The organism is Bradyrhizobium sp. (genome assembly GCF_027307225.1).
Lineage (GTDB): Bacteria > Pseudomonadota > Alphaproteobacteria > Rhizobiales > Xanthobacteraceae > Bradyrhizobium.
On record NZ_DAHUXJ010000008.1, the window covers coordinates 1 to 8,098 of the forward strand.

General features: G+C 62.5%; 9 protein-coding genes and 1 pseudogene. 4 read left to right on the forward strand and 6 right to left on the reverse strand.

Annotation, left to right across the window (positions count from 1 at the left end; translation table 11 throughout):
* The 4 genes from M6D32_RS01175 to petA all read right to left on the reverse strand — a co-directional run.
* A partial coding sequence (locus tag M6D32_RS01175) for an NAD-dependent epimerase/dehydratase family protein (RefSeq protein ID WP_298252543.1) occupies nt 1–580 on the reverse strand: 580 nt, incomplete at its 3' end.
* Nucleotides 581–680: 100 nt separating this feature from the next.
* The gene (locus M6D32_RS01180; protein ID WP_298252545.1) at nt 681–1,355 is read right to left on the reverse strand and encodes a dienelactone hydrolase family protein; all 675 of its coding nucleotides are present in this window, start codon (nt 1,353–1,355) and stop codon (nt 681–683) included.
* A 177-nt stretch (nt 1,356–1,532) separates the two neighbouring features.
* On the reverse strand, nt 1,533–3,590 hold the full coding sequence (locus M6D32_RS01185; protein ID WP_298252547.1) for a cytochrome c1: 2,058 nt from the start codon (nt 3,588–3,590) through the stop codon (nt 1,533–1,535).
* Between the two features lie 67 nt (nt 3,591–3,657).
* Nucleotides 3,658–4,188 carry a ubiquinol-cytochrome c reductase iron-sulfur subunit gene (gene petA, locus M6D32_RS01190; protein ID WP_298252549.1) on the reverse strand — a complete coding sequence of 177 codons (531 nt, stop codon included), beginning with the start codon at nt 4,186–4,188 and terminating at the stop codon, nt 3,658–3,660.
* A 305-nt stretch (nt 4,189–4,493) separates the two neighbouring features.
* Between petA and M6D32_RS01195 the strand changes: the two genes are divergently transcribed.
* The 4 genes from M6D32_RS01195 to hemF are packed head-to-tail and all read left to right on the forward strand — an operon-like array spanning nt 4,494 to nt 6,893.
* Nucleotides 4,494–4,949 (forward strand): tRNA (cytidine(34)-2'-O)-methyltransferase, encoded by a 456-nt coding sequence (locus M6D32_RS01195; RefSeq protein WP_298252551.1) that lies wholly within the window; start codon nt 4,494–4,496, stop codon nt 4,947–4,949.
* A gap of 12 nt (nt 4,950–4,961) precedes the next feature.
* On the forward strand, nt 4,962–5,594 hold the full coding sequence (gene queE / locus M6D32_RS01200) for a 7-carboxy-7-deazaguanine synthase (protein WP_298252553.1): 633 nt from the start codon (nt 4,962–4,964) through the stop codon (nt 5,592–5,594).
* Nucleotides 5,595–5,614: 20 nt separating this feature from the next.
* Nucleotides 5,615–5,998, forward strand: coding sequence for a 6-carboxytetrahydropterin synthase (locus tag M6D32_RS01205; protein WP_298252555.1), 384 nt, complete (start codon nt 5,615–5,617; stop codon nt 5,996–5,998).
* A gap of 7 nt (nt 5,999–6,005) precedes the next feature.
* Nucleotides 6,006–6,893 carry an oxygen-dependent coproporphyrinogen oxidase gene (hemF, locus tag M6D32_RS01210; RefSeq protein WP_298252557.1) on the forward strand — a complete coding sequence of 296 codons (888 nt, stop codon included), beginning with the start codon at nt 6,006–6,008 and terminating at the stop codon, nt 6,891–6,893.
* Here hemF and M6D32_RS01215 read toward each other — a convergent pair.
* Together M6D32_RS01215 and M6D32_RS01220 are read right to left on the reverse strand one after the other, a co-directional pair.
* A pseudogene (locus M6D32_RS01215) lies at nt 6,893–7,030 on the reverse strand (sulfite exporter TauE/SafE family protein); the annotation flags it as partial. The gene hemF and the pseudogene M6D32_RS01215 overlap by 1 nt on opposite strands.
* A gap of 10 nt (nt 7,031–7,040) precedes the next feature.
* Nucleotides 7,041–8,098: CCA tRNA nucleotidyltransferase (locus tag M6D32_RS01220; RefSeq protein ID WP_298252559.1), on the reverse strand; the 1,058-nt coding region annotated here is incomplete at its 5' end.

Here is an 8,098-nt window from a genome sequence, read left to right on the forward strand (position 1 = left end):
ACCAGATGTTCTCGCCGGGACCGGCATGCGCGGCATTGCCGCGCTTCCTTGCGAGCTGGATCAATAGCGGCACTTGCGTGGAGTGCGGCTCGATGCCGAGCCCGAGGCCATAGATCAGGCTCGGACAGACGATGACGGGACGGCAACCCCGGTCGCGGTGCGCGAGTATCGACTTGTTCAGCGCCACGCGCGCGGTGCGCGCGGGGGATGGCGTGAACGGCGTGTCCTCGTCGAACACCGCATCCGACCGCTCGCCCCGGGCGCGCGTGCCGATGATGCTTGAACCCGATGTGTGGATGAACGGCTTGCCGCTGCCGGCGAGCGCACCGAGCAGCGCATCGACCGCGCCCTCGTGGTCGGCGCTCGCGGCGTTGACGACGACATCGGCCGCGCGCGCGGCCTGCGCCAGCATCCCGTTGTCATCGAGCGTGCCCATCAGCGGCACGATGCCGCGAGCGCGGATCGCATCGGCCTTCTCTTGCGAGCGGACGAGCCCGGTGACCTGATGACCGGCGGCGGCCAGATGCACTGCCACTGATCCGCCGATATAGCCCGATGCGCCCGTGCAAAAGATTTTCATCAAATGGCCTCAACACGCGTCACGGCGAACCAACGGCTCGCGTGAATGCGCGCCCGATGACAGGCTCCGCGCGGCAATCCAGCAATGACAGCTGACAGGATCAGCCGAGATGCCTGTGAAAGAATTCCGTGGCCCTACCCCAGGCGAGTTCTGCAGCCTTGCGGTCATGCACCGACATGCGCTGTTCGTTCACGAAGGCGTGGTCGGCATCATAACGGAACAGCTCGAGCGATTTGCCGGCTTCCTTCATCGCCTTTTCGAAGGCATCGACAACTTGCGGCGTGCACCAGTCGTCCTTGCTGGCGAAGTGCGCCTGCAGGGGAATCTTCACATCTGAAGGCCTGGCGGCGGCTTCCGGCGGAATGCCATAGAACACCACACCCGCCGTCAGCTCCGGAATCTTCGTGGCGCCGATGATCGTCACCGCGCCGCCGAGGCAGAAGCCCGTCAGGCCGACCCTGGCGCCGTTGCGCGCCAGATACTGGACAGCTCCCCGCACGGTCTGCGTCGTCGCGTCCATGAAGTCGAGCGAGTTCATCTCTTTGCCGGCGGCTTCCGTGTTGTGGTACGGCACGACTGTACCCTTGTAGAGATCGGGCGCCAGCGCATCGAAGCCAGCCCGCGCGAAGCGATCGCACAGGCCCTTGATCTGGTCCTGCAGCCCCCACCATTCCTGGATCACTACGACGCCCGGGGCGTCACCCTTGGACGCATTGGCAAGATAGCCGTTCGCTTCCCGCCCGTCGGGACGTTTGAAGGAGATACTGGTGCCCATGTTTCCCTCCTGTGGCTTGCATGTTGTGATTGACGGCATTCTGTCGGCAGCGACCGGCGGACGCAATGATCCATGCTAACCTCGGGATCGGCCGAAAGATGCAGCGGTTAAAAAGACCGTGAAGACAGTAAAAAAGCCCCTCACGGGGCTTTTTCAAATTCACGTCGTAAGGATCGATCAGTGGGCGTTGGCCCAGACCTTCCGTTTGGTGAAGTACATCAGGAAGGCGAAGATGATCAGGAACACGAAGGCCTGCAGGCCGAGGTGCTTGCGCGCCACCATCTGCGGCTCGGCCGCCCACATCAGGAACGTTGCGACGTCATGGGCGTATTGCTGGACCGTCGCGGGCGAGCCGTCATCGAAGGTGACCTGGCCGTCCGAGAGCGGCTTCGGCATCTTGATGGCGTGGCCGGGGTAGTACTTGTTGTAGTACGTGCCCGCGGGAATGGTGACGCCTGCCGGCGGCTTGTCCTCGAACCCGGTCAGGATAGCGTCGATATAGTTCGGGCCCTGCTCCTGGAACTGGGTGAAGAAGTCCAGGATGAACCAGGGGAAGCCGCGCTCATAGGAGCGGGCCTTCGCCATCAGCGACAGATCCGGCGGCGCCTTGCCACCATTGGCGGCGGCGGCAGCCTTCTCGTTCGGGAACGGCGGCGGGAAATAGTCCGCAACGCGACCCGGACGATCAAACATGTCGCCCTGGTCGTTCGGACCGTCCTTGATCTTGTAGTCGGAGGCGAATGAAGCCGCCTGTGCTTCCGAATAACCGGGACCGCCGGGATCGGCGAGGTTGCGGAACGCCACGTAGTTCAGCGAGTGGCAGTTCGAGCAGACTTCCTTGTAGACCTTCAGCCCGCGCTGCAAGGCGCCGCGATCATATTTGCCGAACGGACCCGAGAACGACCACTTCTGCATGGGCGGGGTATCGTCCTCCGCACGCGCATTTTGCGTGCTGCTGGCAATGAGGCCCGCCGCGATCACAAACGCCACCGCGACCGAGGCGACCCTCTTGCCGTACTTGGCGAGAACATCTTCGGCAATCGAATTGGGGACCGGCCGCGGCGTTTCGATCCGCGAGAGCAACGGCAGGATGATCAGGAAGTAGGCGAAATAGCAGACAGTCAGGATACGTCCGGCAATGACGTAGATGCCTTCCGGCGGCTGCGAGCCGAGGTAGCCGAGCAGCACGCAAACCACGACGAATATCCAGAAGAACTGCTTGGCGAGCGGCCGGTATTTCGACGAGCGCGTCCGGGCGGTATCAAGCCATGGCAGGAAGACCAGCACGAGGATCGCCGAGAACATTGCGATCACGCCCGCGAGCTTGTTCGGGATCGAGCGCAGGATCGCATAGAACGGCAGGTAGTACCATTCGGGCACGATATGCGCAGGCGTGACGCCCGGGTTGGCCGGAATGTAGTTGTCGGCATCGCCGAGATAGTTCGGCATGTAGAAGATGAACCAGGCGAAGAAGATCAGGAAGCACGAGATGCCGAACATGTCCTTGATGGTGGCGTAAGGCGTGAACGGCACCGTGTCCTTTTCCGTCTTGGCCTCGACGCCGGCCGGATTGTTCTGGCCCGCTACGTGCAACGCCCAGACGTGCAGCACCACGACGCCGGCAATCAGGAACGGCAGCAGATAGTGCAGCGAGAAGAACCGGTTCAGCGTCGGGTTGCCGACGGAGTAGCCGCCCCAGAGCAGCGTCACGATGCTGTCGCCGACATAGGGAATGGCCGAGAAAAGATTGGTGATGACGGTCGCACCCCAGAAGCTCATCTGACCCCAGGGCAGCACGTAGCCCATGAAGCCGGTCGCCATCATCAGGAGGTAGATGATGACGCCGAGAATCCAGAGCACCTCGCGCGGCTCCTTGTATGACCCGTAGTACAGGCCGCGGAACATGTGGATGTAGACGGCGAAGAAGAACATCGACGCGCCGGCGGCATGCATGTTGCGGAGCAGCCAGCCATAGTTGACGTCGCGAACGAGGAGTTCGACCGAACGGAAGGCGAGATCGGCGTTCGGCGTGTAGTGCATCGCCAGGATCACGCCGGTCACGATCTGCAGCACCAGCATCAACGACAGGATGGCACCGAAGGTCCACCAGTAGTTGAGATTGCGCGGCGTCGGATAAGCGACGAAGGAGGAATGAACGAGACCGAGAATCGGAAGACGCCGTTCAACCCACTTGAGCACGGGATTGGTTGGTTGGAAGTCGGATGGTCCGCTCATGTTGCGATCCTGAAGAATAAGGCCATGCAGCAGCTAACGATCCCGGGGATTAAATCCCCGGGGCCAGTTAGCCGATCTGAATTTTGGTGTCGCTGACGAACTGGTAGGGCGGCACTGCGAGGTTGAGGGGCGCTGGCCCCTGGCGAATACGGCCGGAGGAGTCGTATTGCGAACCGTGGCAGGGGCAGAAGAAGCCGTCGTAATTGCCCTCATGGGCGATCGGGATACAGCCGAGGTGGGTGCAGATGCCGATCACGACCAGCCAGTTGTCATGGCCATCCTTGACCCGGGATTGATCGGTCTGAGGATCCCGGAGGCTGTCGACGGCAACGCTTCGCGCTTCCTGAATCTGCTTCTTGGTGCGGTTCATGATGTAGATCGGCTTGCCCCGCCAGAAAACCTTGATGTCCTGCCCCACGGCGATCGGCTTCAGGTCGACTTCGATCGGCGCGCCAGCCGCAATCGTCGCGGCGTCCGGGCTCATCTGGGAAACCAACGGCCAGATCGTGGCCACGGTACCTACGGCGGCAAAGGCCCCCGTTGCTACGAAGAGGAAATCACGGCGTGTCGGATGCTCCGCCGAAGACGCTGTCGTCACGATTCCAAACCCTTTCATAAGCTGCAGCCAGCGGAACCGCCCCGGGGAGACCGGGGGGCTGCCGGCGCCCGCGACCCCCGCGGCGGCAGAAAGACCGCAATTTTTCCGACCCCTATCGGCGAAATCAGCAGTCCAGAATCGTTCTATTGGCACCCTTGCCGGAATAGCGCAAGCCCGCTATCGGCTAGGCCACGTGCAATGCACTAAATACGCGCGCCACGGCGCTTTTTTGCATATTTCCGGCAGTGGCCCCGAAGCATCATCCTCGCAAAAAGGGGCGTGACGGCCGCGACGATTGGAATCGAATGCAGATCGCGCTCTACCAGCCCGACATCCCCCAGAACACCGGCACCATCTTGCGCCTCTGCGCCTGCATGGACGTCGCCGCCCATATTATCGAGCCCGCAGGCTTTGCGGTATCCGACCGGAATTTTCGCCGGTCCGGGATGGACTACCTCGACCAGGTTAATTGGATGCGCCACGATTCCTGGGCGAGATTTGAGGATTGGCGGCGAGATGCCGGCCACCGCCTGCTGCTGTTCACGACCAAAGGCGCTACTCCATATCTTGATTTTCGCTATCAGGCGTCGGACATCTTGTTATTCGGGCGTGAAACCGCCGGCGTCCCCCCGGCGGTTGCGGAAGCCGCCGATGCACGGCTTGTGATCCCGATCAGGCCCGGACTGCGCTCGCTCAATGTTGCCATGGCCGCCGCCATGGCACTGGGAGAAGCGCTCCGGCAGACCCGTGCCGCAGTTTAAGGAGAGGATTAGGTGAGTTACGCCGTCAAGGAGATATTCCTGACGCTTCAGGGCGAAGGCGCCCATGCCGGGCGCGCGGCCGTGTTTTGCCGTTTTGCCGGCTGCAATCTCTGGAACGGCCGCGAAGAGGATCGGGTGACCGCGGTTTGTCAGTTTTGCGACACCGATTTTGTCGGGACGGACGGCACCTTGGGGAACCGGTACACTACCGCGGAAGCCCTCGCCGACACCATCGCCCGGCAATGGACAGGAGATGACTGCAATCGCTATGTGGTGCTGACCGGCGGCGAGCCCTTGCTTCAGGTCGACGCACCGCTCATCGCCGCGCTGCATGCTCGCGGGTTCAAAATCGCCGTCGAGACCAATGGCACGATCGAGGCGCCGGAGGGGCTGGACTGGATTTGCGTCAGTCCGAAAGCCGGCGCGCAACTCGTGCTGCGCGCTGGTCACGAGCTTAAGCTGGTCTACCCGCAAGCGGGTGCAGAGCCGGAAAATTTCGTCGGTCTCGCCTTCGAGCGCTTCTCGCTTCAGGCGATGGACGGGCCGGACGTCGTCGAGAATGCCGCGCGAGCGGTCGACTATTGCCTGCGCCATCCGCAATGGCGGCTGAGCGTGCAGACACACAAGAGCCTCGGTATCAGGTAGGAGCTTCGATTTTCCAAGCCATGTGGGAATTGACAAAATCGTTCAGGTTCGAAGCCGCGCATGCGCTCTCCGGAACCACGTACGGGAAAGAGGCCGAGGAAATCCACGGCCATTCGTTCCGCGCCGAGGTGACGATCCGCGGCACGCCCGATCCTGCGACCGGCATGGTGCTCGACCTCGGGATCCTCGATGGTCGCATTGCCGAAGTCAGCAAGGCGCTGGACCACAAGCTGCTGAACAATGTCGAAGGCCTCGGGCCGCCGACGCTGGAAAACCTGTCGCGGTTCATCTGGGATCGGGTCCAGCATGCCGGCCGCGTCACCAAGGTCAGCGTCTTTCGCGACAGTTGCAACGAAAGCTGCAGCTATTACGGTCCCCAGGCAGATTCCAACCTCACCAGCTGAGCGAACGATGAACGCATCAGACATCGAGGCGCGCAAGGCACGGGCGAGAGCCTGGTTCGAATCGCTGCGCGACGAGATTTGTGCGGCTTTCGAGCGGCTCGAGGACGATGCGCCGGCATCGCTCTATCCAGCCGCACCTGCGCGCTTCGTCCGCACACCGTGGCAGCGCACCGACGCAGCCGCAAAGCCGGGCGGCGGCGGCACGATGTCAATGATGCATGGGCGACTATTCGAGAAGGTCGGCGTGCACACGGTCGAAGTCACCGGAGAATTCTCGCCAGATTTTCGCGCGCAGATTCTTGGCGCCTCCGAAGATCCCCGATTCTGGGCGTCGGGCATTTCGCTGATTGCGCATATGCGCAGCCCGCACATCCCGGCCGTGCATCTGAACACCCGTTTCATCGTCACGACGAGAGCGTGGTTCGGCGGCGGCGCAGACCTGACGCCGGTTCTGAACCGAAGGCGCACCCAGGAAGATCCGGATACGATCGCCTTCCATGCCGCCATGAAGGCCGCCTGCGACGCACATCCCGCCGTGGCGCCTTACGACAAATACAGGAAATGGTGCGACGACTATTTCTATCTGCCCCACCGCAACGAGCCACGCGGCATCGGCGGCATCTTTTACGACCATCACGATTCCGGCGACTGGGACACCGACTTTGCGTTCACGCAGGACGTCGGACGCGCGTTTCTCAAGGTCTATCCGGATCTCGTGCGGCAAAATTTCGCGACACCATGGACAGAGGCCGATCGCGAGGAGCAATTGATCCGGCGCGGCCGTTATGTCGAATTCAACCTGCTCTATGACAAGGGCACGATCTTCGGCCTCAAGACCGGCGGCAACGTGGATTCGATCCTGTCGTCGATGCCGCCGGAAGTGAAATGGCCTTGAGGCACCAGAACGAGTGGCATCAGCGCACCGGTACCGTAACCGGCGACCCCACCGATCGCCGAAGCAAACAGGGCGGCGCCGGCGACAAGGACGAGTTGGATTAGCGAAATGTCGGCAAAGCCGGAGAGAAGATGCACTGCCTTAACGTCACGATTTGGTTTCGCGGGTCAATCGCGCCATCGCCTGATCGACGATTGTCTCGAGTGAAGGTTGATCGAGCGGAAATTCCGCCGCAAGCCAGGCATCTTCGGCCAGCGCCATAGCCCGCCCGAGCTCAGGTCCCTGGGCGATGCCGCGCGCAAGAAAATCGGCTGCCTTGAGTGGAAATTTCGGTGCGGTCCAACGCGACGGCAGACTTGCGAGTTCCCGCCAGGCCGGATCGTCGCCTCGCGCCCCCGCCCGCGCCCAAGCCAATATCAGTCGGTCGCGGTAACGCTCCTCGCCGAGGCGATAGAGCCTGCGCCGCGCCCGCGCTTCGTCCATTCCACCCAGCCGCCACCAGCGATGGCCCATGGAATCCAGCATCTTGGTTTCCGCATTGGTCAGCCGCAGGCGCAACGCCACGCGTCTGGCGTCCTCGGTGACGGCAACGGCAAGTGCGGCCAGCCTGCGGATCGGATCCGGCGTCAACCGCAGTGTGTGTTCGATCGAAATGAGCGCCGCCAACGGCCCGGTATAGGCGATGCCACCGAAGATCGGCAGCAACAAGCCGCCTTCCACCATCGCATTCACGCTGGCGGCGGCGCCGTCGGCGATCATCAGCTTCAGGATTTCGACGCGGATCCGTTCCGCCGACAGGTTCACCAGCCCCATTCGCCCGCTGATGCAGGCGAGATAGCCGGCGCGATCGGGTTGCCCGATGCCGTAAGCGGCGTGAATACGGAAGAAACGGAGGATACGCAGGTAATCCTCGGCAATCCTCTGCCCGGGCTCGCCGATAAAACGCACGCGCCGCGCCGCGATGTCATCGAGACCGCCCACATAGTCATGAACGCATCCCTCCGAATCGACCGACAGACCGTTGATGGTGAAATCGCGCCGCTCCGCATCGCGCACCCAGTCGCGGCCGAACGCCACCTTCGCCTTGCGCCCGAAGGTTTCGATGTCCTCGCGCAGCGTCGTAACCTCGAAAGGCTTCGCATCGACCACGAGCGTCACCGTGCCGTGCTTTACGCCCGTCGGCACGCTCTTGATGCCCGCGGCCC